General features: G+C 61.4%; 21 protein-coding genes and 2 pseudogenes. 16 read left to right on the forward strand and 7 right to left on the reverse strand.

What is annotated here, in order from left to right:
- Positions 1-40: 40 nt before the first annotated feature.
- Entirely contained in the window at positions 41-439 is a 399-nt protein-coding gene (locus AACY44_RS14995) for an AraC family transcriptional regulator (protein WP_339420421.1), read from the reverse strand.
- 204 nt (positions 440-643) lie between these two features.
- Here AACY44_RS14995 and AACY44_RS15000 point away from each other — a divergent pair, with 204 nt between their 5' ends.
- On the forward strand, positions 644-1,552 hold the full coding sequence (locus AACY44_RS15000; RefSeq protein WP_339420422.1) for a LysR family transcriptional regulator: 909 nt from the start codon (positions 644-646) through the stop codon (positions 1,550-1,552).
- A gap of 416 nt (positions 1,553-1,968) precedes the next feature.
- Positions 1,969-2,406 carry a carboxymuconolactone decarboxylase family protein gene (locus AACY44_RS15005; protein ID WP_339420423.1) on the forward strand — a complete coding sequence of 146 codons (438 nt, stop codon included), beginning with the start codon at positions 1,969-1,971 and terminating at the stop codon, positions 2,404-2,406.
- 4 nt (positions 2,407-2,410) lie between these two features.
- Here the strand turns inward: AACY44_RS15005 and AACY44_RS15010 are convergent, their stop codons facing one another.
- Positions 2,411-4,555 (reverse strand): TonB-dependent siderophore receptor, encoded by a 2,145-nt coding sequence (locus tag AACY44_RS15010; RefSeq protein WP_339420424.1) that lies wholly within the window; start codon positions 4,553-4,555, stop codon positions 2,411-2,413.
- 195 nt (positions 4,556-4,750) lie between these two features.
- On the opposite strand from AACY44_RS15010, the gene AACY44_RS15015 reads away from it, so the two are divergent.
- Positions 4,751-5,530: an acetoin reductase gene (locus AACY44_RS15015; protein ID WP_339530537.1), complete on the forward strand. Its 780-nt coding sequence runs from the start codon at positions 4,751-4,753 to the stop codon at positions 5,528-5,530.
- A gap of 107 nt (positions 5,531-5,637) precedes the next feature.
- On the opposite strand, the gene AACY44_RS15020 is transcribed toward AACY44_RS15015, so the two are convergent.
- Positions 5,638-7,503, reverse strand: a complete 1,866-nt coding sequence (locus AACY44_RS15020; protein WP_339530539.1) for a sigma-54-dependent Fis family transcriptional regulator — start codon at positions 7,501-7,503, stop codon at positions 5,638-5,640.
- Positions 7,504-7,813: 310 nt separating this feature from the next.
- Between AACY44_RS15020 and AACY44_RS15025 the strand changes: the two genes are divergently transcribed.
- The 3 genes from AACY44_RS15025 to AACY44_RS15035 are packed head-to-tail and all read left to right on the forward strand — an operon-like array spanning position 7,814 to position 10,941.
- Positions 7,814-8,791, forward strand: coding sequence for a thiamine pyrophosphate-dependent dehydrogenase E1 component subunit alpha (locus AACY44_RS15025; RefSeq protein ID WP_339420427.1), 978 nt, complete (start codon positions 7,814-7,816; stop codon positions 8,789-8,791).
- Between the two features lie 27 nt (positions 8,792-8,818).
- Positions 8,819-9,838 (forward strand): alpha-ketoacid dehydrogenase subunit beta, encoded by a 1,020-nt coding sequence (locus tag AACY44_RS15030; RefSeq protein ID WP_049708736.1) that lies wholly within the window; start codon positions 8,819-8,821, stop codon positions 9,836-9,838.
- Positions 9,835-10,941 (forward strand): acetoin dehydrogenase dihydrolipoyllysine-residue acetyltransferase subunit, encoded by a 1,107-nt coding sequence (locus AACY44_RS15035; protein WP_339420428.1) that lies wholly within the window; start codon positions 9,835-9,837, stop codon positions 10,939-10,941. Before AACY44_RS15030 ends, AACY44_RS15035 begins: the two co-directional genes overlap by 4 nt.
- Before the next feature lie 45 nt (positions 10,942-10,986).
- Here the strand turns inward: AACY44_RS15035 and AACY44_RS15040 are convergent.
- Positions 10,987-11,235: pseudogene (locus AACY44_RS15040) on the reverse strand (LysR substrate-binding domain-containing protein); the annotation flags it as partial.
- Between AACY44_RS15040 and AACY44_RS15045 the strand changes: the two are divergent.
- A pseudogene (locus AACY44_RS15045) lies at positions 11,224-11,597 on the forward strand (SDR family oxidoreductase); the annotation flags it as partial. The pseudogenes AACY44_RS15040 and AACY44_RS15045 overlap by 12 nt on opposite strands.
- A gap of 27 nt (positions 11,598-11,624) precedes the next feature.
- Complete coding sequence (locus AACY44_RS15050; RefSeq protein WP_339420429.1) at positions 11,625-12,041, forward strand: SRPBCC family protein; 417 nt, start codon at positions 11,625-11,627, stop codon at positions 12,039-12,041.
- A 70-nt stretch (positions 12,042-12,111) separates the two neighbouring features.
- Here AACY44_RS15050 and AACY44_RS15055 read toward each other — a convergent pair whose 3' ends face one another.
- Together AACY44_RS15055 and AACY44_RS15060 are read right to left on the reverse strand one after the other, a co-directional pair.
- Entirely contained in the window at positions 12,112-13,506 is a 1,395-nt protein-coding gene (locus AACY44_RS15055) for a sensor histidine kinase (protein WP_339420430.1), read from the reverse strand.
- Positions 13,484-14,167 (reverse strand): response regulator transcription factor, encoded by a 684-nt coding sequence (locus tag AACY44_RS15060; RefSeq protein ID WP_065876088.1) that lies wholly within the window; start codon positions 14,165-14,167, stop codon positions 13,484-13,486. The genes AACY44_RS15055 and AACY44_RS15060 overlap by 23 nt, the downstream gene beginning before the upstream one ends.
- A 300-nt stretch (positions 14,168-14,467) precedes the next feature.
- Here AACY44_RS15060 and AACY44_RS15065 point away from each other — a divergent pair, with 300 nt between their 5' ends.
- Positions 14,468-15,373, forward strand: coding sequence for a hypothetical protein (locus AACY44_RS15065; protein ID WP_339420431.1), 906 nt, complete (start codon positions 14,468-14,470; stop codon positions 15,371-15,373).
- 216 nt (positions 15,374-15,589) lie between these two features.
- Here AACY44_RS15065 and AACY44_RS15070 read toward each other — a convergent pair whose 3' ends face one another.
- Positions 15,590-16,498: a MurR/RpiR family transcriptional regulator gene (locus AACY44_RS15070; RefSeq protein ID WP_339420432.1), complete on the reverse strand. Its 909-nt coding sequence runs from the start codon at positions 16,496-16,498 to the stop codon at positions 15,590-15,592.
- Here AACY44_RS15070 and AACY44_RS15075 point away from each other — a divergent pair.
- The 7 genes from AACY44_RS15075 (at position 16,497) to AACY44_RS15105 (ending at position 24,548) form a co-directional block, all read left to right on the forward strand.
- A complete protein-coding gene (locus AACY44_RS15075) occupies positions 16,497-16,679 on the forward strand; it encodes a hypothetical protein (RefSeq protein ID WP_339420433.1) in 183 nt (60 codons plus the stop codon). The two genes, AACY44_RS15070 and AACY44_RS15075, sit on opposite strands and share 2 nt — an antisense overlap.
- Before the next feature lie 102 nt (positions 16,680-16,781).
- The gene (locus AACY44_RS15080) at positions 16,782-18,719 is read left to right on the forward strand and encodes a bifunctional 5-dehydro-2-deoxygluconokinase/5-dehydro-2-deoxyphosphogluconate aldolase (RefSeq protein WP_339428475.1); all 1,938 of its coding nucleotides are present in this window, start codon (positions 16,782-16,784) and stop codon (positions 18,717-18,719) included.
- Positions 18,720-18,882: 163 nt separating this feature from the next.
- Positions 18,883-19,791 carry a myo-inosose-2 dehydratase gene (gene iolE, locus AACY44_RS15085; RefSeq protein ID WP_339420435.1) on the forward strand — a complete coding sequence of 303 codons (909 nt, stop codon included), beginning with the start codon at positions 18,883-18,885 and terminating at the stop codon, positions 19,789-19,791.
- The gene (iolB, locus tag AACY44_RS15090) at positions 19,788-20,576 is read left to right on the forward strand and encodes a 5-deoxy-glucuronate isomerase (protein ID WP_339420436.1); all 789 of its coding nucleotides are present in this window, start codon (positions 19,788-19,790) and stop codon (positions 20,574-20,576) included. Before iolE ends, iolB begins: the two co-directional genes overlap by 4 nt.
- Positions 20,577-20,602: 26 nt before the next feature.
- Entirely contained in the window at positions 20,603-21,430 is an 828-nt protein-coding gene (locus tag AACY44_RS15095; protein WP_339530542.1) for a TIM barrel protein, read from the forward strand.
- 157 nt (positions 21,431-21,587) lie between these two features.
- Positions 21,588-23,519 carry a 3D-(3,5/4)-trihydroxycyclohexane-1,2-dione acylhydrolase (decyclizing) gene (gene iolD, locus AACY44_RS15100; RefSeq protein WP_339420438.1) on the forward strand — a complete coding sequence of 644 codons (1,932 nt, stop codon included), beginning with the start codon at positions 21,588-21,590 and terminating at the stop codon, positions 23,517-23,519.
- Positions 23,520-23,537: 18 nt separating this feature from the next.
- Complete coding sequence (locus AACY44_RS15105; RefSeq protein ID WP_339530544.1) at positions 23,538-24,548, forward strand: Gfo/Idh/MocA family protein; 1,011 nt, start codon at positions 23,538-23,540, stop codon at positions 24,546-24,548.
- Positions 24,549-24,625: the final 77 nt, after the last annotated feature.

Raw genomic sequence — 24,625 nt, forward strand, 5'->3', positions numbered from 1 at the left:
AGGGGGGAGCGGCCAGCATATTCCAGGTCCGTACAGACCACTAGGCCGCGATCACTTGAGGCTTGGGGCGCGAGTGGTGATTTCGCCAGGTCATCGGGTTGACGCCCTCGCTGCGGGTGAACATATGGCAGAAGTGCGCCTGGTCGCAAAACCCGCACTCCAGGCTGATTTGCGTGAGGCTCAAGGAGGAACTGGTGATCAATTCCTTGGCTCTCTGGATGCGCTGTTGGCGGATCCACTCCTGCGGCGACAGCCCGGTGGTGCACTTGAAGGCGCGGGAGAAATGGCTGCGCGACAACGCACAGGCCTGGGCCAGGTCGGCAATGGCCAGGCTTTCGCCGAGATTGGCCAGGATCAACTGCTTGGCGATACGCTCGCGCCGGGGGCATAAGCCACCGGTGGCGGATAAACGAGGGGCATATTGCTCGAGTCGGGCCATGACAAATATCCGCAGTAGATGCGAGCGTTCCCGTTGAATGGATGCAGTGTAGACGCCGTTAATCTTGTTGCCGGGCCGCCCGGCTGACGAGTTAATCGTTGTTAATTTCGTCAGGTATCGGCCTGGAAAAGACAGCACAGCCATGCAATCCCAATAGCGCTTTGTGTGTTTATCTGTAGGCTTTCCAATCGTTTGGATACCACCATGAACCGCAACGACCTGCGCCGCGTCGACATGAACCTGCTGGTGATTTTCGAAGCGCTGATGTTCGAGAAGAACCTGACCCGGGTCGCCGAAAAACTCTTCATGGGCCAACCCGCGGTCAGCGCGGCGCTGGGGCGCCTGCGCGATTTGTTCGACGACCCGTTGCTGCTGCGCAACGGACGGGGCATGGAGCCCACGCCACGTGCGCTGGCGATACTCAAGGAGTTGCAACCGGCCATGGACACCATTTCCGGCGCGGTCAGCCGTGCCAAGGATTTTGATCCTTCCACCAGCTGTGCGGTGTTCCGCATCGGCCTTTCCGACGACGCCGAGTTCGGCCTGTTCCCGCCACTGCTCAGCCAACTGCGCGAAGAGGCCCCAGGCATCATCGTGGTGGTGCGCCGGGCTAATTACTTGCTGATGTCATCGTTGCTGGCCAGTGGTGAGATATCCGTTGGCGTGAGCTACACCACCGAACTGCCGGCGAATGCCAAGCGCAAGAAACTGCGAGACATCCCGTGCAAGGTCCTGCGTGGGGACGACGGCGCCGAGCCGCTGACCCTGGATGACTACTGTGACCGGCCCCATGCGATGGTGTCTTTTTCCGGGGACTTGAGCGGCAATATCGACCTGGACCTGGCGCGCATTGGCAGGGCGCGGCGGGTGGTGCTGGCGGTTCCACAGTTCAGCGGGTTGCGCGCGTTGCTGGCGGGCACGCAGATTATCGCGACGGTGCCGGATTATGCGGCGTGTGCGTTGACCGAGGGCACGGCGTTACGGGCGGAGGATCCGCCGTTTGCGATCGAGGCGGCGGAGTTGTCGATGGTGTGGAGCGGGGTGCATGACAATGACCCGGCGGAGCGGTGGTTGAGGGGGAGGATTGGGGAGCATATGGCTCGGGTGGTTTGACCTTCTGGGTACATATCCGTTATTTGCGTAACGGCCTCCTATGGTTCCGCCCTTACGGCGGGTCACTTTTGGAAGGACCCAAAAGTAACCAAAAGGTCCTCGCCCCAACACTCGGCACCTCGCTTAGGCTCGGTGTGCCCTCACTCCGGCTTTGGAGCGTGGGCCGGAGTGAGGGCATGTCGATCCTAGGCGAGACACCGAGTGGTGGGGCAAGAGCGTTTTGCTTACTTTTGCGCTTTTCAAGAGTGAGCCGCTGTAAGAGCGGAACCCATATCAGCCATCACCCAAATAACGGATATGTACTCACCCCCCACCCAAAGAAAATTGGTCACCCATTCTTCCCCAAAATTGGATATTCCTCCCCAACCCCCCGGTGACTAACCTAGCCACCAACCCCACCGTTGCGGAGCAATACCATGCAAACCCGTACCGATTTCTACACCGCCTCGCCAGACGCGATGAAAGCCATGCTCGCCCTGGAAGGCGCCGTCGGCACTCGGTCCATCGAGCTGCCATTGCTGGAGCTGATCCGCCTGCGTGTTTCGCAGATCAACGGCTGTGCCTTCTGCCTCGACATGCACACCGCTGATGCGCGCAAAGGGGGCGAGACCGAGCGCCTCCTGTACACCGTGTCGGCCTGGCGTGAAACACCGTTCTTCACCCCGCGTGAGCGCGCCGCGCTGGCCTGGACCGAGAGCTTGACCCTGCTGAGCCAGACCCACGCCCCGGATGAAGACTTCAACGCGTTGGCCGCCCAATTCAGCGCCCAGGAGCAAGTCGACCTGAGCGTGGCCATCGCCACCATCAACAGCTGGAGCCGCCTGGCAGTAGGTTTGCGCAAGATGCCGAAGTAACCCGTCAGAAATTGACAGAGGCACTCAGGCGCGCCGTCAATGGCGCGCCTTGGAACAGGTAGTCATCGCCCATGTACTCGCCCGCGTCTCGCCAGTAGCGCTTGTCGAACAGGTTGTCGACGCTCAGGCGGAACACCGTCTCATAGCCGTCCACCTTGGTGGTGTAGCGGCTACCCACATTCACCACCGCGTAATCGCCCACTTCCACCTTGCCGGTGCGGTTGGCGGACTTCTTGGCGCTGTATTGCACGCCACCCAGCACCGCGAGGCCGTTCACCCACGGCAGGGCATAGTCGGCATACACGCTGGCACGCAGCTTGGGCACGTTGATCGCCTGGTGACCTTCGTACTCCGGCGTGCCACTGCCGGTGACCCGCGCACGAATCGCCGCCACGCTGGTTGCAATCTGTAGGCGGTCGGTGGCCCAGCCTTTGGCCGACAACTCCAGCCCGGTGTTCTTCTGCTCGCCTTGCTGCACATAGGTGAAGTTGCCTGCCCCGTCCGGCTGGGCGTACTGGTAGGCCTGGCGGGTCTGGAACACGGCGGCGGCGAAGCTGATGCGGCGCCAGTCGTACTTCACCCCGGCTTCGATTTGCCGTGAGGTGGTCGGGGCCAGGGTTTCATTGGCGTTGCTGGCGTACCAGGGGGCGGTGCCGCCCAGGGACAGGCCCTTGCTGTAGCGGGTATAAAGCGAGAGGTTGTCCACCGGCTTGAAGATCACCGATGCCTGTGGCAGGAACACATACCGTTGAGTGTGGCGGGCTTCATTGCCGTTATCGTCAAAGGCGCGCTCATCCAGGCGCACTTCACGGCCGCCGAGAAGGGTTTGCCAGTGCTCGTTGAAGCGAATGCGGTCGCTGACAAACAGGCCGTATTGGCGGCTGTCGAGGTTGCGATGGCTGTCGTTCAATGGGACGTCAGTCGGTGTAAAGGTCGGCGCGTCGGCGTTAATATTGCTGCTGCCGATCCACGCGTTGACTGGCGTGCGCTTGTCGATCACGCGGCGAAACGCGCTGGTGCCAACGGTCAGTTCATGGCCCAGGCCGGCGGTGTCGAACAGCCCGGTCATTGCCGCCTGTACTTCATCGTCGCGACGGGTGTCGTCCGGGCTGCGGTAGTCGTAGATGTCGTAGTTGCCTTCGGGCGTAAAGGTGTTGCCCACGCCGCGGGTGGCGCCACCCCAGGCAAACGAACTGTAGTCATCGATCACCACTTTGCTGCGGGCGGCACTGACACTGCCTTTCCACTGGTCGCTGAAACGGTATTCAAACTTGCCGTTGAGGTTCAGTGATTCAATGCCCACCTGCCTGGACCCGCTTTGGTGCCCCAGCAGTTTTTTCGGCGAGGCGTCGTGTGGAACCTCAGTGCCGCCCAACAACTGGTAACCCGGCACCGAGCGCTGTTGCTTGTCCTGGTATTCGGCATCCAGTTGCAGCACCGCATCGGGACTGATGTTCCAGTCGAAGGCCAAGGAAACGAAATCGCGCTGGCCATTGGCGTGTTCGACATAGGCATTGAGGTCTTCATGGGCCACGTTGGCGCGCAGGCCGAACTGCTGCTCGCTGCCAAACCAACCGCCGACGTCGGTGGCGATGTAGCCGCTGCCGCGATCGTCGGTGGAGACGGTCACCGAGCGCACATCTTCCGGGCGCTTGGTCACGTAGTTGATCACGCCGCTCGGCTCGGATATCCCGCTTTGCAGACCCGCCAGGCCTTTGAGCACTTCCACCTGCTGCTTGTTTTCCAGGGCGACGTTCTGCTCGCCGGTGATGGTACGACCGTTGATCTTGTAGCTGCTGGCTGCGTTCAGCGAGAAGCCGCGCACCACGAAGTTTTCGTAATAACCAATGGGCGCATAGCTGTCGCCCACCGAGGCGTCGTTGCGCAGCACTTCACTGAGCAGGCGCGCTTGCTGGTCCTTGATCAGGGCGGCGTTGATCACGCTGATCGACGCCGGGGTGTCCAGCAGCGGCGCGTTATCGACGCCACTCACCGAGGCGGTTTCACTGCGGTAGCCGGATTCATCCTGGCCCTGAACCTTCACCGCCGGCAGTTCAATTTCAGCCGCCAGGTTGTTACCGATGCCGCCGCTGAGTAGCAAACCGAGGGCGAAACGTGAGGTGACGACGGGACGAAAACGCAAAACCATGGGGGCAAGGCCTTAAAGCGCGGGGCGGGGGGGGCGCATAAACTAGGCATAACCGCGCACTTTTACAAGTTTTCGAGAATGGTTCGCGGCTTGAGACAACCCGTCTCAACCTCCCCGCCGAACCGTCTGCGCCTCGACAGGCCAAGGTGCACCTGCGATAGACAAGGCTTCCCTCATCATTTGCAGGAGATAGCCATGAGTATCGCTGGAAAAGTTGCGTTGGTAACCGGCGCCGGGCAGGGCATTGGCCGGGCCATCGCCCTGCGCCTGGCACAGGACGGTGCCGACATCGCCCTGGTGGACATCAATGGCGCCAAGCTCGAAGCGCTGGCTGCCGACATCGTGGCGTTGGGACGCAAGGCCTCGGTGTTTGTCGCCGACGTGTCCAAGCGTGAGCAAGTCGCGGCGGCGGTGGAACACGCGCACCAGACCCTGGGCGGCTTCGACATCATCGTCAACAACGCCGGGGTCGCGCAGATCGACTCACTGTTGGATGTCAGCCAGGAACAGGTCGAACGCACCCTGGGCATCAACGTGCAGGGTGTGCTCTGGGGTATCCAGGCTGCCGGCAAGAAATTCAAGGCGCTGGGGCAGAAGGGCAAGATCATTAATGCCTGCTCCATCGCGGGCCATGAAGGCTTTGCGCTGCTCGGCGTGTACTCGGCGACCAAATTTGCCGTGCGCGCCTTGACCCAGGCGGCGGCCAAGGAACTGGCCAGCGCCGGGATCACGGTGAATGCCTACTGCCCGGGTGTGGTGGGTACCGATATGTGGGTCGAGATCGACAAGCGCATGGCCGAGATTACCGGGGCTGAAGTGGGGGCGACGTACAAAAAGTATGTGGATGGGATTGCTCTGGGCCGCGCAGAAACGCCGGAGGATGTGGCGGGGTTGGTGTCTTATCTGGCAGGGCCGGACTCGGACTATATGACCGGGCAAGCTCCGCTGATTGACGGCGGCCTGGTCTACCGCTGAGATCCAATGTGGGAGCGGGCTTGCTCGCGAAAGCGGTGGTTCAGTCGACTCTTCTGTGACTGATGTACCGCTTTCGCGAGCAAGCCCGCTCCCACATTTTGTTCGCGTTACGTCAGTGCTTTTCCGGGCATGTCGATACCTAGCTGGTTAACTCGGCGATACAGCGTTGCCCTTGAAATGCCCAGCGCCTGCGCCGCGGGCAACGGCTTCCAACGATGCCGAATCAACGCATCTAGCACCACCTGCCGCTCCGGGCTCACGTTATCTTCCACCCGCGCCTCAACCTGATCCCCTCGAACCTCCACCGGCAGATCCGCCACCTGCAACGTCCCGCCTTCACACACCGCACAGGCATACGCCAGCACATGCCGCAATTGCCGCACGTTGCCCGGCCAGGCGTAACCCAGCAGCAATTCCAGCGCTGCCTGACCGATGCCCACCGCGACGCCACTGTTGCGCGCTTCCTGCTCCAGCAAACGATTGATCAAGGCCAGTTTGTCGGTACGTTCGCGCAGGGGCGGCAGGCAGAAACGCGCGCAGCCGAGGCGAAAGTACAGGTCTTCACGAAAACTGCCCTCAGTGACCAACACCGATAGATCGCGGTGGCTGGCGCAGATCACTTGGATATCTACCGCGCGGGTTTTCGCCGCGCCCAGCGGGGCCACTTCCCCCTCAGCCATCACGCGCAGCAGGCGCGTCTGCAAGGCCAGGGGCATGTCGCCGATTTCATCCAGGAACAGCGTGCCGCCATCGGCCTGTACCAACAGACCCGGCATGCCTTTGCTGGAGGCGCCGGTGAACGCGCCGGCGACGTAGCCGAACAACTCGCTTTCAATCAGGTTCTCTGGAATCGCCGCACAGTTCACCGCCACAAACGGCCCATCGCAACGGGCACTGCGCGCATGCAGTTGGCGGGCGAAGACTTCCTTGCCGGCACCGGTTTCACCCTGCACCAGCACGGGCAGGTTGCGGTCTTTGACCCGCACGGCCAGGCGCAAGTGCTCTTCCACGCGCGCGTCGACCAGCGGGATCAGCGCCGCACGCGCCGGTTTGCGTCGCGGTGCATTGACGCGTACATGCAGGGCGCCAGGCTCGCCAATCCAGTGCAGTTGCTGGGCCGATTGGTCGGTCACTGCGCGCAGTGCATCCAGGTCGAACACTTCACCGATGTGCTCCGGCACCTGGCCAAAGCGCAGGCGCAGGGCCTGGCGCGCTTTGCTGTTGAGGGCATGCAAGCGACCGTCTCGGTCCCAGGCCAGCAGCAGGTCGGGTTGGCTGTCCACATAGCCGGGCGTGCTGTGGGCTTGCAGCACCCAATGCTCGCGGGCGCTGTGCATGAAAAACGCGTTTTCGATGGCCTCGGCACTCTGCGCCACCATCTGCCGCACCAGGTGCTGGCTGCGGCGGTCATCCGGGGATTTGAGCGCGGAGGCGTCCATCACCCCGAGCAGGTTGCCCTGAGGGTCGAAGATCGGTGCGGCGGAGCAGGTGAGGCCGATAAATGCCGCACGGAAGTGGTCGCGCTTGTGCACCGTCACCGCGGACTTGCTGGTGAGCACCGTGGCCACGCCGCACGTGCCTTCTTCAGCTTCCGACCAGCACGTGCCCAGGTACAGGCCGGCCTTACGGCAGTCGGTGCGTATCGAGGTGTCCACGCGGTGGTCGATGGTCTGGCCCTGGGCGTCGGTGAGCATCACGCAGTAGTCGGCCTGGCGCACGCGGTGGTGCAGTTGCCCGACTTCTTCGCTGGCGATGCGCATGAACAGTTCGGCGCGCTCGCGGCATTCCTTGAGCAAGGGTTCGCTGAGGATGCGCGGGCCCTGCAGGGAACCGGGGTCCAGGTGGTGTTGCTCCATGGACCGCCGCCACGAATCGAAAATCAGCGACGGCACCGGCACCTGGGGCAGGCGATCGGCATTGCGGACCACGCGACTGACGCAGTCGACGTGCTCCCTGGAGTTCGCGGCGAGCATAAGGCCTCCGGTTCTCGGTCTTTGTTGTTATGCCCGCCATTAAGCGCGCATGCGTCGGGTGGGACAAGCAGGGACTGACCAACTGCCAGGGATGAGACGCAGCGTCTCAAACGGCCTGAGACACGCCGTTCACTGTGCAATGCGCCGTCTCATTCTGCGCTGGCAAGTCGCACCCGCACAACGCCAACGCACTGCTCTGGATCAATGCTTTGCGAGATTTTACGGGGGCTTGGCACAGCCTGTGCTGAATGCCCTTGTAGCTGGCCGCAGCCAGCCTTTTGTGTGTCGAGACAACCTGGAGAACAACAAGATGTCCACTCACCTGTCCACCGATCAACTGCTGCATGCCTACACCGTGATGCGCACCATCCGTGATTTTGAAGAACGCCTGCACGTGGAATTCGCCACCGGCGAGATCCCCGGGTTCGTGCACCTCTACGCCGGCCAGGAAGCCAGCGCGGCCGGGGTCATGGCCCACCTCAACGATGAAGACTGCATCGCCTCCAACCACCGTGGCCACGGCCATTGCATCGCTAAGGGCGTGGATGTGTTCGGCATGATGGCCGAGATCTATGGCAAGAAAACCGGCGTGTGCGGCGGCAAAGGCGGCTCCATGCACATCGCCGACCAGGAGAAGGGCATGCTCGGCGCCAATGGCATTGTCGGTGCCGGTGCGCCGTTGGCCGCAGGTGCGGCGCTGGCCTCCAAACTCAAGGGCAGCCAGGGCGTGGCCGTGGCGTTTTTTGGCGACGGTGGTTCCAACGAGGGCGCGGTGTTCGAAGCGATGAACCTGGCCTCGATCATGAAACTGCCGTGCCTGTTCGTCGCCGAAAACAATGGCTATGCCGAGGCCACCGGTTCCGGCTGGTCGGTGGCGTGCAAGGACATTGCCGAACGCGCTGTGGGGTTTGGCATGCCGGGCGTGATCGTCGATGGCAATGATTTCTTCGCCGTGCATGAGGCGCTGGGCGTCGCGGTGGAGCGAGCGCGCAAAGGCGACGGGCCGACGCTGGTTGAAGTGAAATTAAGCCGCTTCTACGGCCACTTCGAAGGTGATGCGCAAACCTATCGCGGCCCGGATGAAGTGAAAAAACTGCGGGAAAGTGCGGATTGCCTGGCGCTGTTCCGCCAACGCTGCAGCGCCGAAGGCTGGCTGGATGCCGCGCAATTCGAACGCATTGACGGTGAGGTTGCACAGTTGATCGAAGACGCCGTCCGCCTGGCCAAATCCGATCCCAAGCCGCAGGCCGTCGACCTGCTCAGCGATGTCTACGTCGCCTACCGCTAATAACAACAACTACATGGAGAGAACTTTATGGCTCGCAAAATCAGCTATCAGCAGGCGATCAACGAAGCCCTGGCCCAGGAAATGCGCCGTGACCAGAGCGTGTTCATCATCGGCCAGGACGTGTCCGGCGGCACCGGTTCCCCTGGCGAACAGGATGCCTGGGGCGGTGTGCTCGGCGTGACCAAAGGCCTGTACCCGGAGTTTCCTGACCGTGTACTCGACGCGCCACTGTCCGAAGTCGGTTACGTCGGCATGGCGGTCGGCGCCGCCACTCGAGGTATGCGCCCGGTGTGCGAATTGATGTTCGTCGACTTTATCGGCTGCTGCCTTGACCAATTGCTCAACCAGGCCGCCAAGTTCCGCTACATGTTCGGCGGCAAGACCACTACGCCGCTGGTGGTCCGCGCGATGTACGGTGCGGGCCTGCGTGCGGCGGCCCAGCATTCACAGATGCTCACTTCGATGTGGACCCACATCCCCGGCCTCAAGGTGGTGTGCCCGGCCACGCCCTATGACGCCAAGGGCATGTTGATCCAGGCGATCCGCGACAATGACCCGGTGATCTTCCTCGAGCACAAGATGCTTTACAGCCTGCAAGGTGAGGTGCCGGAGGAGCTGTATACGGTGCCCTTCGGCGAAGCCAACTTCGTGCGCGAAGGCAAAGACGTGACGCTGGTGACCTACGGGCGCATGGTGCATATCGCCCTGGAAGCCGCCGCCAACCTGGCCCGCCAGGGCATCGACTGCGAAGTGCTGGACCTGCGCACTACCAGCCCGCTCGATGAAGACAGCATTCTCGAAAGCGTGGAAAAAACCGGGCGGCTGGTGGTGATCGACGAGTCCAACCCACGCTGTTCCATTGCTACCGATATCAGTGCCTTGGTCGCCCAGCGGGCGTTTGCCTCCCTGCGCGCGCCGATTGAGATGGTCACCGCGCCGCACACGCCGGTGCCGTTTTCCGACGCGCTGGAAGACTTGTACATCCCCAACGCCGCGAAGATCGAGGCCGCTGTGCTGAAGATCGCTGACAAGAGGAATGCCGCATGATCCATACCCTGACCATGCCCAAGTGGGGGCTGTCGATGACCGAGGGCCGCATCGACGTCTGGCTCAAGCAGCCCGGTGACCGAGTGGAGAAGGGCGAGGAAGTGCTGGACGTGGAGACCGACAAGATCTCCAGCAGTGTCGAAGCACCCTTCAGTGGTGTGTTGCGCAGGGTGCTGGCGCTGAGCGATGAGACCTTGCCGGTAGGCGCATTGCTGGGGATTGTGGTGGAAGGCGAGGCCACCGAGGCCCAGATCGATGCGGTGATCGAAAGCTTCAACGCCGGGTTTGTCTCAAGCAGCGCCGAGGCCGAAGCAGCCGGGCCGAGTGCGCAAAAGGTCGAAATTGGCGGGCGCTTGCTGCGCTATCTCGACCTGGGCGAAGGCGGCACACCCTTGGTACTGGTGCATGGGTTTGGCGGTGACTTGAACAACTGGCTGTTCAACCAACCGGCATTGGCCGCCGAGCGCCGCGTGATCGCCCTGGACCTGCCGGGGCACGGCGAGTCGGGCAAACACCTGCAAAGCGGCGATGCGCAGGAGTTGAGCCAGGCGGTGTTGGACCTGCTTGACCACCTCGATCTCGACCGCGTGCACCTGGCCGGGCATTCCATGGGTGGGCTGGTTTCACTGACGCTTGCCAGCCAGGCACCCGAGCGTGTCGCTTCGCTGACCCTGATCGCCAGCGCCGGCCTGGGTCCGGATATCAACGGCGATTACCTACAAGGGTTTGCCGAGGCCAATAATCGAAATGCGCTCAAGCCACAGTTGACTCAACTGTTCAGCGACCCGGCGTTGGTGACGCGGCAGATGCTGGAGGACATGCTCAAGTTCAAGCGGTTGGAAGGCGTGGACCAGGCATTGCGGCAGCTCAATCAAAAGCTGTTTGAGGGCGGGCGGCAGATGATTGATGTGCGCAACGTGGTGGGCCGCCAGCCGAGTTTGGTGATCTGGGGCAGTGAGGATGCAATCATCCCGGCCAGGCATGCCGAGGGATTGCAAGCCCAGGTTGAGATAGTGCCGGGGCAGGGGCATATGGTGCAGTTGGAGGCGGCAGAGCGGGTTAACCAACTAATGGCAACCTTCTTAAAATCCCAAGCCGGATAAAGAGCCAAATGTGGGAGCGGGCTTGCTCCCACATTTCGAACTCCATCAGCCCTTGGGTCCGGTGAGCACTTTGCGGAAGGTTTCCACCAATGGCCGCAGGTTGATCCGATGCCACGCCGCCCATAACGGGGTGGTGTAGGTCAACCATGGCAATTCCCGCAGCACCACGCCGGGCGGTGCATTGCGGCTCAGGCCTTTTTGCACCATCGCCACGCCCAGCCCTGAGGCAACCAAACCCAATGCGGTAAACGGCTCGCTGGCTTCCATGGGGATCTGCGGGGTAAAACCGGCGTGGCGACGCCCGCGGATATGATCAATTACGGCGTGACCAAAAGCGCCAACCTGGCGGTGTCCCATGGCTTGGCCAAGCGCCTCGCGGGCACCGGTGTGACGGTCAACGCTGTGCTGCCGGGCCCGACCTTCACCGACGGCCTGGAGCAGATGCTCAAGGACGCGACGCAAAAGTCCGGGCGCAGTGCGCGGGACGAGGCGGACGTATTTGTGCGTAACGCGCGGCCGACCTCGATCATCCAGCGTGCGGCGAATGTGGATGAAGTCGCCAACCTGGTGGCGTACATTGCTTCACCCCTGTCGTCTGCCACCACGGGTGCCGCGTTGCGGGTCGATGGGGGGTGGTCGACAGCATGGCGATCTGATTTTTTTCATTTTCTGGAGTATTTATTGTGGCAACAGCCTCTTCTGTGATTGAAATCCCGGTATCGGCCGATCAGGTCTGGCAATTGATTGGCGGCTTCAACAGCCTGCCGGACTGGCTGGCGCTTATCGTCAAGAGCGAGCCGAGCGAGGGCGGCCGCGTGCGTCACCTGCAAACCGCTGACGGTGGCCAGATCGTGGAGCGTTTGCAGGCGTTTGATAACGTCGGGCGTACGTACAGCTACACCATTGAGCAATCGCCGTTTCCGGTGAGTGCGTACCTGGCGACGTTGCAGGTTGAGGCGTTGAGCGAGTCGTCGGCGAAAGTGACCTGGTCCGGGGTGTTTACGCCGGCGGCAGGCACCACGGATGCGGCGGTGGAAGAACTGTTCGCGGGTGTTTACAGCGGCGGGCTTGAGGCATTGCGGGCCAACTTCCCGGCCTGATCTGCCAAGCACTGCACATCTAATGTGGGAGCGAGCGAGCCCGCTCCCACATTTTTGATCGGTGTGAATCTCAGGCTTTGGGCATGAGCTGCTGGCGGCATTCCAGCACCAATCTGGCACCGCCTTGTTCGCTTGTACCCACGTCCAACTTGAACCCATGCAAGTTGATGATCGCCGCCACAATCGACAAACCCAACCCGAACCCGCCTTGTTGGTCACTTTCATCCACGCGATAGAAGCGTTGGAATACCGACGCACGTTCTGCCAGTGGTATGCCGGGCCCGGAGTCGTGGACTTCGATGCGTGTGCTGCCCGCGTCATTTACCGCGCGCAAGATCACTGCGCCGCCCGGCGGGGAGAACTTGATCGAATTGCTCAGCAAGTTGGACAGGGCTTCGAACAGCAGCGCGCGGTCGCCGGTGATCCAGGGCAGGGACTCTGGGGTGTCGAGCACCAACTGCAATTCGCCTTCCTCGGCCAGGGGCAGGTAGAAGTCGTGCAGTTCACGCAGCAGTGGCAGTGGGTCCATCACCAGAAAGCCGGAGCGGCGCTGGTGGTCTTCCAGCTCCGAGATGCGCAACAGCCCGCGAAAGCGCGCCATCAGCGTGTCGGTTTCGGCAATCGCGTCGTCGAGTTTCACTGCGTAGCCCGACTCCGCCTCGGCCTCCTGCTTGATGCGGTACAGCTGCGCGCGCAGGCGCGTCAGCGGCGTGCGCAGGTCGTGGGCGATGTTATCGCACACGCCCTTGACCTCGTTCATCAGCTTCTCGATGCGGTCGAGCATGGCGTTGACGATGGCCGCGAGCATGTCCAGCTCATCGCGCCGGTTTGACAGCGGCAGGCGGTGAGTGAGGTCACCGGCGACGATGGCTTCGGCACTGGCCTGGATCCCGCGAATCCGCCGCAACGGGCGCCGGCGCAGCAAGTGCCAGCCAGCCGCGCCTGGGATAATGGTCAACGACAGGGCCCAGAGCAGGGCATGCCAGATGATCCGGGTCACGCCAAACAGCGAGCCGTTGGCGCGCACCAGCACCAGCCAACGGCCGTCTTCGGTGTGGGTGGCCACCGCGTCGCAGCTGTCCTTGGGCAGCTTGGGGTCGTCGGATTCGACGCAATTGACCAGGGCGTGGATCTTGCCGTCCAAGGGCAGGTCCGGCGGCACTGCGCGGATCGGTCCACTGAGCGGGCGGAATTGCTCATCGAACAGGCCATAGGCGTCCACGCCCTTCATGTCGAAGGTCATGCTGGTGGTCAGGGCTTCCACCAGTTCTTCGCCGTCGAAGCGCTGGAATAAGTGTTGGCGCTGCATCAGGGAGTGGCGCGACAGGTCGCTCAGGTAACCCGACACCTCGTAATACAGCACCCCCATCAGGATGCAGCTCCAGGCCACGAACAACGAACTGTACAGCGCCAGCAAGCGGCTGCTGGAAGAGCGCCAGCCCTTAGATGGGTTCAGCAATGACATAACCGGAACCTCGTACCGTGCGGATCAGCGGCGTGAGGCCCGGTGGGTCGATCTTCTTGCGCAGGCGGCCGATGTGCACGTCGATCAGGTTGGTGCCCGGGTCGAAGTGATAGCCCCAGACTTCTTCAAAGATCATCATCCGCGACAGGATCTGCCCTGTGTTGCGCATCAGGAATTCGAGCAGTTTGTATTCAGTGGGCAGCAAGCTCAGCGGTTGGTCGGCGCGGCTGGCTTCGCGGCTGATCAGGTTCAGTTCCAGGTCGGCCACGCGCAGGGCGGTTTCGAATTCCTTGACCGTGCTTTTGCGCCGCAGCAGCACTTCGACGCGCGCCGCCATTTCGTCGGACGCGAACGGCTTGGTCAGGTAGTCGTCACCCCCGGCGCGCAGGCCGCGCACACGCTCATCGACATCGGAGAGGGCGCTGATCATCAGGATCGGTGTCGACACCCCGATAGTGCGCAGGGTGGTGACGATGGCCAGGCCATCGAGTTCCGGCAGCATGCGGTCGAGAGTGATCAGGTCGTAATCCCCACTCACGGCACGGACCAGGCCTTCGCGGCCGTTGTCCACCCAATCTACATCCAGTCCATGGCTACTCAGCTCGGCGACGATCTCGCGGGCTGTTACGGCATCATCCTCGATGGTCAAAATACGGGTCATAGGATTACCTGGTGAGCGATTCACACTAGAAGTGTGGGCATTTTGCCAAGAAATGGCTGAACGCTTACTAAATAAAAAGTCATCTTGGCAAAACTGACACAGATTTTATGGCCGCGAACGATGGAATGCATAACGCCCGCCTCAAACGATCAATGCTTGCAACTTGCATGATTTTCGTAAGTTCAAATTACTTAAGCTGCTGATTTACAAAGATATTAAATTCCATGTCGACTGGCACGCTGCCTGCACTGCCCCTTTTGAGACTTGCAACACCATTTTTCCTGCCGGGAGCAAAAAGTAATGATTACATCCTCATCCACGCTACAAGAGTCGAGCACGCGCTCCGGGGTTTCCTGGGGCGCGATTTTTGCTGGGGCGGCGGCGGCGGCTGCACTGTCGCTGATCCTGGTACTGCTGGGCTTCGGCCTGGGCTTTTCGGCGGTGTCGCCGTGGGCTGACAGCGGCATCAGCGCCAAGGGCCTTGGCGTTTCCACGATTATCTGGCTGGCCTTTACCCAGATCGTCGCGTCCGGGCTAGGCGGCTACATCGCCGGCCGGTTGCGCGTGAAGTGGGCGAATATGCACGGCGATGAGGTGTACTTTCGCGACACCGCCCATGGCTTCCTGGCCTGGGCCGTCGCCACGCTGATTACCGCAGTACTGGTGGTCGGCTCGGTCGGCAGTGTGGTGAGCGGTGGCGTGAAAGCCGGTGCCAGCGTTGCAGCCGGCGCGGCCAGTGGCATGACCCAGGCCGCCGGCAGTGCAGCCAAGGGTGTCAGCGGCGGTGATTTCGACTACTACGTCGACAGCCTGTTTCGCGATGATCGCCCGGTGGCCGTCGGTGACGACGCTGCACATGGCGTGGTCGCCCGCATCTTCACCCGCACCCTGAGCAACGACGGCCAACTGGCCGCTGAAGACCGTGCTTACCTGGCCCAGTTGATCAGCCAGCGCACCAACCTCAGCCAGGCTGATGCCGAGGCGCGTATCGACAAGGTCTACGGCGACGCCCGTAAAGCCGTTGAAGACGCCAAGCTCAAAGCCAAGCAAGCCGCCGATACCGCTGCGAAAGTCGCTGCCTATACGTCGCTGTGGACCTTCATTGCCCTGCTGATCGGTGCCTTCTTCGCCAGTTTCGCTGCAACTTATGGTGGTCGTCGTCGCGATGCCGTGGTGTATGTCGAAACCGAACACTTCGTCCGTTAATTAATTCAAGGAGAACATCATGCGCTCATTACTTCTGTGGTTCCTCGGCATTCCGATCCCGATCATTATCCTGATTGCGATCTTCATGTAATTTTGCTCGCGCCTCATCCAAGCCGCGCCTGACCAACAGGCGCGGCTTTTTGCTGTAATGCCAGCCATCACGCGCAGCGTGGCCGAGCGCGCGCAGATCCCGTCGCGCAGGTGGCGTAAGCGCGGTCAGTCGTCAAACCCAACCTGCTCGTGTATCTCGTCCACCTTCAACTCCAAACGATACGCCACCGCAATAAACAACGCCTGGCACAGGCACAACGTGGCGCTTAACGAACGAAACGCAAACGACGAGCCCTCATTTACCAGCAACACCGCGTTCGCCCGTTTGGCCAGGGGCGACAAGTTACTGTCGGTGATAATCAACGTTTTGGCCTGATGAAGCTGGGCAATCCGCAGGCAATGCTGGGTCTCTTTGCCGTAGGGCGTAAAGCTGATTGCAATCACCAGGTCATTGGCGCGCACGCTGCGCATCTGCTCGCGGTAGCTGCCGCCCAGGCCCGAGATCAGGTGGATGCGTTTGTTGGTGTGCTGCAGGTTGTAGACCAGGTAATCGGCCACCGCAAACGAGCGGCGCACGCCGACCACGTAGATGTTGTCGGCGTTGACCACCAGGTCCACGGCCTTGTCGAACGCCACGTCATCGAGTTCCAGCCCCAGGCGCTCGATGCCCGACAGGGTCGCGTTGACGCACTCACGCGCCAGGTCGCCGCCGCTGGCCTTCTGCGACTTGTTGGCGATCATGCTGCGGATGCGCTGCTGGTAGTTCTGCACCGGTGTGGTCTTGTGGGTGTAGGCCTCGCGAAACAGCGCCTGCATCTCACTGAACCCGCTGAAACCGAAACGCTGGGAAAACCGCACGATGGCCGACGGGTGCACTTCGCACTCGCGAGCGATATCGCTGATACGGTCGACCATGATCCGGTCGCTTTGCTGGCTCATGTAGCTGGCGATGCGTTTGAGTTGGCGTGGCAGGCTTTCGTATTCGTCGGTGATCAGCTGCAACAGGCGTTCGGCATTGATCGGAGGGCTGGCGGGCGTTTCTTCCAGGGCGGGCTCGTGATCGGTGCGGGACATGGGCAATCCTTCTGACGGTTCTTCTGATGCGCTGATGAGTGGCGCAAGTCTACAGGGTAGGCACAAAAAAATACCTGCGCATCACGGCCGCCGTGGCCTGCTGAAACGATGCAGTCTCGCTGGGCTGCCCCTGCGCAAGCCTAATGGAAAAAATATTCCAAAGAAAAAATATCTAGAATAAATATTGATTGGCGTCGACGGACGTTCTAGTCTGCTCCCACCAAGAGCGTTTGCCGCCACCACGACGGCACAGCGCAGGCTGATAAAAATAACAGGAGCCAGCATGGGCCAGACTCGTTTTGCCAGTGGGCGTCAATTGGATCTGATTTGCCTCGGGCGCCTGGGCGTCGACCTCTATGCACAGCAAGTCGGTGCGCGGCTTGAGGATGTGTCCAGCTTTGCCAAATACCTCGGCGGTTCTTCTGCCAATATCGCCTTTGGCACCGCACGGTTGGGCCTCAAGTCGGCGATGCTGAGCCGGGTGGGTGATGACCACATGGGCCGTTTCCTACTGGAATCCCTGGCCCGCGAAGGTTGCGATGTCAGCGCCATCAAGGTCGACCCGGAGCGCCTGACCGCTTTGGTGCTGCTCGGCCTCAAGGACCGCGAAACCTTCCCCCTGGTGTTCTACCGCGAAAACTGCGCCGACATGGCCCTGCGCGCCGAAGACATCAGTGAATCTTTTATTGCCAACAGCAAGGCGCTGCTGATCACCGGCACGCATTTCTCCACCGATGGCGTGTACAAGGCCAGTATCCAGGCCCTGGACTATGCGGCCAAGCACAACGTCAAGCGCGTGCTGGATATCGACTACCGCCCAGTGCTGTGGGGCCTGGCGGGCAAGGCGGATGGCGAGACGCGGTTTGTCGCCGACCAGAACGTCAGCCAGCATGTGCAGAAAATCCTGCCGCGCTTCGACTTGATTGTCGGTACCGAAGAAGAATTCCTCATCGCGGGTGGCAGTGAAGATTTGCTCACCGCACTGCGTAAAGTCCGCGAGCTGACCCCGGCGACCCTGGTGGTCAAGCTCGGCCCGCAGGGTTGCACGGTGATTCACGGCGCCATCCCCGTGCGACTGGAAGACGGCGCCATCTACCCCGGTGTGCGCGTTGAAGTGCTCAACGTGCTCGGTGCTGGCGATGCCTTTATGTCGGGTTTCCTCAGTGGCTGGATCAATGACGCCAGCGATGAGCGTTGCAGCCAGTTGGCCAATGCCTGCGGCGGTCTTGTGGTATCGCGTCACGCCTGCGCGCCGGCCATGCCGACGCCTGCCGAGCTTGAGTACCTGTTCAACAGCCCGGTGCCGATCACCCGGCCGGATCAAGACGTGACCCTGCAACGCCTGCACCGCGTCTCGGTGCCGCGCAAGGCCTGGAAGCAACTGTTCGTGTTTGCTTTCGACCACCGTTGGCAGTTGGTGGACCTGGCGCAAAAAGGTGGCCAGGACCCAACGCGCATCAGCGATATCAAGCAGCTGTTTATCCAGGCCATCGAACGCGTCGAGAACAAGCTCGCCGAGCAAGGCATAGAGGCCGATGTGGGCCTGCTGGCCGACCAACGCTTCGGCCAGGACGCTCTTAATGCGGCCAGCGGCCGTGGCTGGTGGATCGCGCGTCCGGTGGAGGTGCAGAACTCGCGTCCACTGGCGTTCGAGCACGGCCGCTCGATTGGCAGCAACCTGATCGCCTGGCCCCAGGAGCAAATCATCAAATGCCTGGTGCAATTTCACCCCGACGACGAGCCGTTGCTGCGCCTGGAACAGGAAGCGCAACTCAAGGCGGTGTACGAAGCTTCACTGGTCAGTGGCCATGAACTGCTGCTGGAAGTCATCCCGCCGAAGGATCACCCGTCCACTTACCCGGATGTGCTCTATCGCAGCCTCAAGCGCTTGTACAACCTGGGTATCTACCCGGCGTGGTGGAAGATTGAGGCGCAGTCGGCCGAGGACTGGAAGAAACTCGACGAACTGATCCAGGACCGCGACCCGTACTGCCGTGGCGTGGTGCTGCTGGGCCTGAATGCCTCGGCTGAGTGTCTCGCCGATGGCTTCCAGCAAGCCAGCCAGAGTACGACGTGCCGAGGCTTTGCCGTGGGCCGCACAATCTTCCAGGAGCCGAGCCGGGCGTGGATGGCGGGGGAGATTGATGATGAAACCCTGATCCAGCAAGTCCAGGCCACGTTCGAGCAGCTGATCAATGCCTGGCGAAGTGCCCGAACCTAAACCCGTTTTCCAACTTGAAATGCAATCAAATGTGGGAGCTGGCTTGCCTGCGATGCTGGCAACTCGGTCTATCAGGTACACCGAGTTGATGCCATCGCAGGCAAGCCAGCTCCCACATAAAGCAGATCCCATGCAACTTTGAAGAACAATAAAAGGTGCAGCCATGCCCGCAATCCGAATTGGCATCAACCCGATTTCCTGGAGCAACGACGACCTCCCGGCCCTGGGCGGCGAAACGCCCCTGAGCACCGCCTTGAGCGAAGGCCAGGAAATCGGTTACGAAGGCTTCGAACTCAACGGCAAATTCCCCAAAGACGCCAAAGGCGTCGGCGATGTGCTGCGCCCTTATGACCTGGCACTGGTCTCCGGCTGGTACTCCAGCCGGCTGGCCCGGCGTTCAGTGGCCGAAGAAATCGAGGCCATTGCCGGCCATGTCGAGTTGCTCAAGCAAAACGGCGCCAATGTATTGGTCTACGGCGAAGTCGCCGATTCGATCCAGGGCTCGCGCATCCGCCTGATCGAGCGCCCGCGCTTTCACAGCGAACAGGCCTGGCAGGATTACGCCGACAAGCTCACCGAACTGGCGCGTTTCACCCTGTCCCAAGGCGTGCGCCTGGCGTACCACCACCATATGGGCGCCTACGTCGAATCCGCGGAAGACATCGACCAGTTGATGAAACGAACAGGCCCGGAAGTCGGCCTGCTGTTCGATTCGGGCCACTGCTACATGGGCGGCGGCGAACCACTGGAGGTACTGCGTAAACACATCGACCGCATCTGCCACGTGCATTTCAAGGACGTGCGCAAGCCTGTGGTGCAACTGGCGCGTAACCAGATGTGGAGTTTTCCCGACTGCATCGTCAACGGCACCTTCACCGTGCCCGGCGACGGTGATATCGACTTCGCCGAATTGCTCGATGAGTTGCTGGCCGCGAACTATGAAGGCTGGCTGGTCGTGGAAGCCGAGCAGGACCCGGCTGTGGCGCCCAGCTATATCTATGCGAAGAAAGGTTACGACACCCTACGTACTCTGCTGAATGATGCCCTGCTGAATGAGAGGACTGCAAAATGAGCTTGTTGGTCAAGAGCAGCAAACACGGACAAACCATGGTCGCGCTGGAAGCAGGGCGCCTGGAGTACGTGGGCTTTTCCGCTTACCGGCTGAGCCTGGGCGAAACCCTGCCGGTCAGCGCCGGTGATAAGGAATTGTGCCTGGTGCTGCTCAGCGGTCGCGTGAACATTGAAGGCGAAGGCTTCAACTGGCAGAACCTGGGTGATCGCCAATCCGTGTTTGAAGACAAATCGCCGTTCGCCGCTTACCTGCCACCGGGCACCGATGCCCAGGTCACCGCCTTGAGCGATGTACAGATTGCCGTCTGCGCCGCGCCGGGTGCGGACGGCTACGAACCTCGCCTGATCCGCCCGGAGAACTGCAAACGCAGCGTGCGCGGCAAAGGCGCCAACACCCGCTACGTGTGCGACATCCTGCCCGACAGCGAGCCGGCCCATTCGCTGCTGGTGGTGGAGGTACGCACGCCGTCCGGGCATTCGTCGAGCTACCCGCCGCACAAGCACGACACCGACGACCTGCCGCACCAGAGCTTTCTTGAAGAGACCTACTACCACCAGGTCAACCCGCCCCAGGGCTTTGTGTTCCAGCGCGTCTACACCGACGATCGCAGCATTGACCAGGCCATGGCCGTGGAAAACAGCGACCTGGTGGTGGTGCCCAAGGGCTATCACCCGGTCAGCGTGCCGTATGGCTATGAATCTTATTACCTGAACGTGATGGCCGGCCCCAAGCGCGCCTGGCATTTCCATAACGATCCGCAGCACAGTTGGCTGCTGGATCTCTAAGCGGTTTTGGACGGAGAACAACAACAATGAAGTCGCCTTTACGTTTCGCCCTTAACCGCATGGTCGCCCCCAACCTGTCCCTGCCGGACTTCATCCAGTTGGCCGCAGCGCTCAAGTGCGATGCCATCGAGATCCGCAATGACCTTGCGGGCAAGCAAATCGAATTCGGCACCCCGGCCAGCCGCGTGCGCGAGTTGTGCGCAGCGCAGGGCATCCAGGTGCTGTCGATCAACGCGCTGTACCCCTTTGACGTGTGGAACGAGGAGCGTCGCGCCCAAGCGATCCAGCTCGCCACCTATGCCCGCGAATGCGGCGCCCAGGGCCTGGTGATGTGCCCGTTCAACGAGCGAGGCGATACGCGCAACGAAGCGCAGCGTGCCGCCGGGTTGCGCACGGCCTTGAGCGAGCTGGCGCCGATTCTGCGCGAATACGCGATTCTCGGTTTTATCGAACCCCTGGGCTTTGAGGAATGTGCCCTGCGCCGCAAGCGCGTGGCGGTGGAGGCGATCCAGTCCATTGGCGGCCTGGACGTGTTTCGCCTGGTGCACGATACCTTCCATCATCACTTGGCCAGCGAACATGAGTTCTTTCCGGAATTGACCGGGCTGGTGCATATCTCGGGTGTGGAAGATGCCGAGACGCCGCTCGATTCGATTCGTGACGGCCACCGCGTGTTGGTGGGCGAGGGTGACATCCTGGGCAACGCGGCGCAGATCGATACGCTGCTCAGTACTGGATACAGCGGCTATTTGTCGTTCGAGCCATTTGCCGAGAGCGTGCATGCGTTGGTGGATATCCAGCAGGCGTTGGGCGCGAGCATCGCCCATTTGAACCAATCTCTGGTTCAACGCTGAACCCAATGTGGGAGCTGGCTTGTCGGGTCGCCGCATCGCTGCGATAGCGGTTTATCAGATACAGATTCATTGCCTGACACACCGCATTCGCGAGCAAGCCCGCTCCCACATGGGATCACTGTTGATCGACAGATTTGCATTCATTCAAGGTGCGAACATGACCACAACAAGATTGACCATGGCCCAGGCCCTGGTGAAGTTCCTGGATAACCAGTACATCGAAGTCGATGGCGTGCAGAGCAAGTTCGTCGCCGGGGTATTCACGATTTTCGGCCACGGCAACGTGTTGGGCCTGGGCCAGGCCCTGGAGCAAGACAGCGGTGACCTGGTGGTGCACCAGGGCCGCAACGAACAGGGCATGGCCCACGCCGCCATCGGTTTTGCCAAGCAGCACCTGCGCCGCAAGATCTACGCGTGCACAGCTTCTGTGGGCCCCGGCGCTGCCAACATGCTCACCGCCGCCGCGACGGCGACCGCCAACCGTATCCCGTTGTTGCTGTTGCCTGGTGATGTGTATGCCAGTCGCCAGCCCGACCCGGTGTTGCAACAGATCGAGCAGTTCCATGACCTGAGTATCAGCACCAACGATGCCTTCCGCTCCGTGAGCAAATACTGGGACCGCATCAACCGCCCCGAGCAGTTGATGACTGCTGCAATCCACGCCATGCGCGTGCTTACCGATCCGGCTGAAACCGGTGCCGTGACCCTGGCGTTGCCCCAGGACGTGCAGGCCGAGGCCTGGGACTATCCAGATTATTTCCTGCAAAAACGCGTGCACCGTATCGAACGTCGCCCGGCCACCGCCGCGATGATCGCTGATGCGCTGGCGGCTTTTCGCGGCAAGCGCAAGCCGCTGATCATCTGCGGTGGCGGCGTGAAGTATTCCGGTGCCAATGCTGCACTGCAGGCCTTTGCCGAACGCTTTGATATCCCCTTCGCCGAAACCCAGGCGGGCAAGAGCGCTGTGGTCTCCAGCCATCCGCTGAACGTCGGCGGGATCGGTGAAACCGGCTGCCTGGCGGCGAACCTGCTGGCGCCCGAAGCAGACCTGATCATCGGTGTCGGCACGCGTTATACCGACTTCACCACCTCGTCAAAATCACTGTTCAAGCACGCCGAGGTGAAGTTTCTCAACCTCAATATCAGCCCCTGCGACGCCTTGAAACTGGACGGCGTGCAGGTGTTGGCTGACGCGCAAGTCGCCCTTGAAGCACTGGCCGTTGCCCTGGGCGATTATCGTTCGGGCTGGAGCGAGCAGATCCGCGACGCCAAGGCGCAGTTGGACGCCGAAGTGGACCGTGTGCATCAGGTGGAATATGACGGTGACGGCTTCGTGCCTGAGGTCGACGACCACCTGGACCGCGCGGTGCTGCGTGAATTTATCGAGCTGACCGGCTCGTGCCTGACCCAGAGCCGCGTACTCGGCGTGCTCAACGAAACCCTGGCCGACGACGCCATTATCGTCGCCGCCGCCGGCAGCCTGCCCGGCGACCTGCAGCGCGCCTGGCGCAGCAAGGGCGTCAACACCTATCACGTTGAGTACGGTTATTCGTGCATGGGCTATGAGATCAACGCTGCTCTCGGTGTAAAGCTCGCCGAGCCAACAAAAGAGGTCTACGCCCTGGTCGGCGATGGCTCCTACATGATGCTGCATTCGGAACTGGCCACCTCGATCCAGGAGCGCCGCAAGATCAACGTGGTGCTGCTCGACAACATGGCTTTCGGCTGCATCAACAACCTGCAGATCGGCAATGGCATGGACAGCTTCGGCACCGAGTTCCGCTACCGCAACCCCGAGAGCGGCAAGCTCGACGGCGGCCTGGTGCCGGTGGATTTCGCCATGAGCGCGGCGGCCTATGGCTGCAAGACCTACAAGGTCAGCACCGTGGAGCAACTCGAAGCGGCGCTGGCCGATGCACGCACTCAAACGGTTTCTACGCTGATCGATATCAAGGTGCTGCCCAAGACCATGATCCACGGTTACCTGTCGTGGTGGCGGGTGGGTGTGGCGCAGGTCTCCACCAGCGAGCGCACAAATGCCGCCGCAAAAAAACTCAATGAACACCTGGCGAAGGCCCGGCAGTACTGATAACAAGAGGAGTTGTGTATGTCTTTGAAGCTTGGAGTCATCGGCACTGGCGCTATCGGCCGTGACCATATTCGTCGTTGCAGCCAGACCTTGCTCAACAGCCAGGTAGTGGCGGTAACCGACATCAATCTTGAGCAAGCCGCCAAGGTTGTCGCAGAGTTGAAGCTGGATGCTGAGGTGTACGCCGACGGCCATGCGCTGATCAATTCACCACAGGTCGAGGCCATTCTGGTCACTTCCTGGGGGCCGAGCCACGAAGCGTTCGTGCTCGCGGCCATCGCCGCCGGCAAACCGGTGTTCTGCGAAAAGCCCTTGGCCGTGACGGCTGAAGGCTGCCGCAAGATCGTCGACGCCGAGGTGGCCTTCGGCAAGCGCCTGGTGCAAGTCGGCTTCATGCGCCCCTACGACGAGGGTTATCGCGCATTGAAAGCCGTGATCGACAGCGGTCAGATCGGCGAACCCCTGATGCTGCACTGCGCGCACCGCAACCCGACGGTGGGCGAGAACTACAAGACCGACATGGCGATCACCGACACCTTGATCCACGAACTGGATGTGTTGCGTTGGCTGCTCAACGACGACTACGTCTCGGTGCAAGTGGTGTTTTCACGCAAATCCAGCAAGGCCCTGGCCCACCTGCGCGACCCGCAGATCGTGCTGCTGGAAACCGCCAGGGGCACGCGTATCGATGTCGAAGTGTTCGTGAACTGCCAGTACGGGTATGACATCCAGTGCGAAGTGGTGGGGGAGACCGGTATTGCCAAGCTGCCGGAGCCGTCCCAGGTGCAAATGCGCAGTGGCGCGAAGTTGTCCAATGCGATTCTGATGGACTGGAAGGATCGGTTTATGGGTGCCTATGACGTGGAGTTGCAGGCGTTTATCGACAGCGTACGCGCCGGGCAGGTCGGCGGGCCGTCGGCGTGGGATGGCTTTGCGGCGGCGGTGGCGGCGGATGCGTGCATAGAAGCGCAAAATAGCGAGCAGATTGTGAAGGTGAGCTTGCCGCAGCGTCCGCACTTCTACGGCTGACCGCGATCCCACAGATGGAATGCAGTCAGTGTGGGAGCGAGCTTGCTCCCACATTTGAATTGGGTTTCCACTTCAAG

This window comes from Pseudomonas sp. RA_15y_Pfl1_P11, from assembly GCF_963970975.1.
GTDB lineage: Bacteria > Pseudomonadota > Gammaproteobacteria > Pseudomonadales > Pseudomonadaceae > Aquipseudomonas > Aquipseudomonas tritici.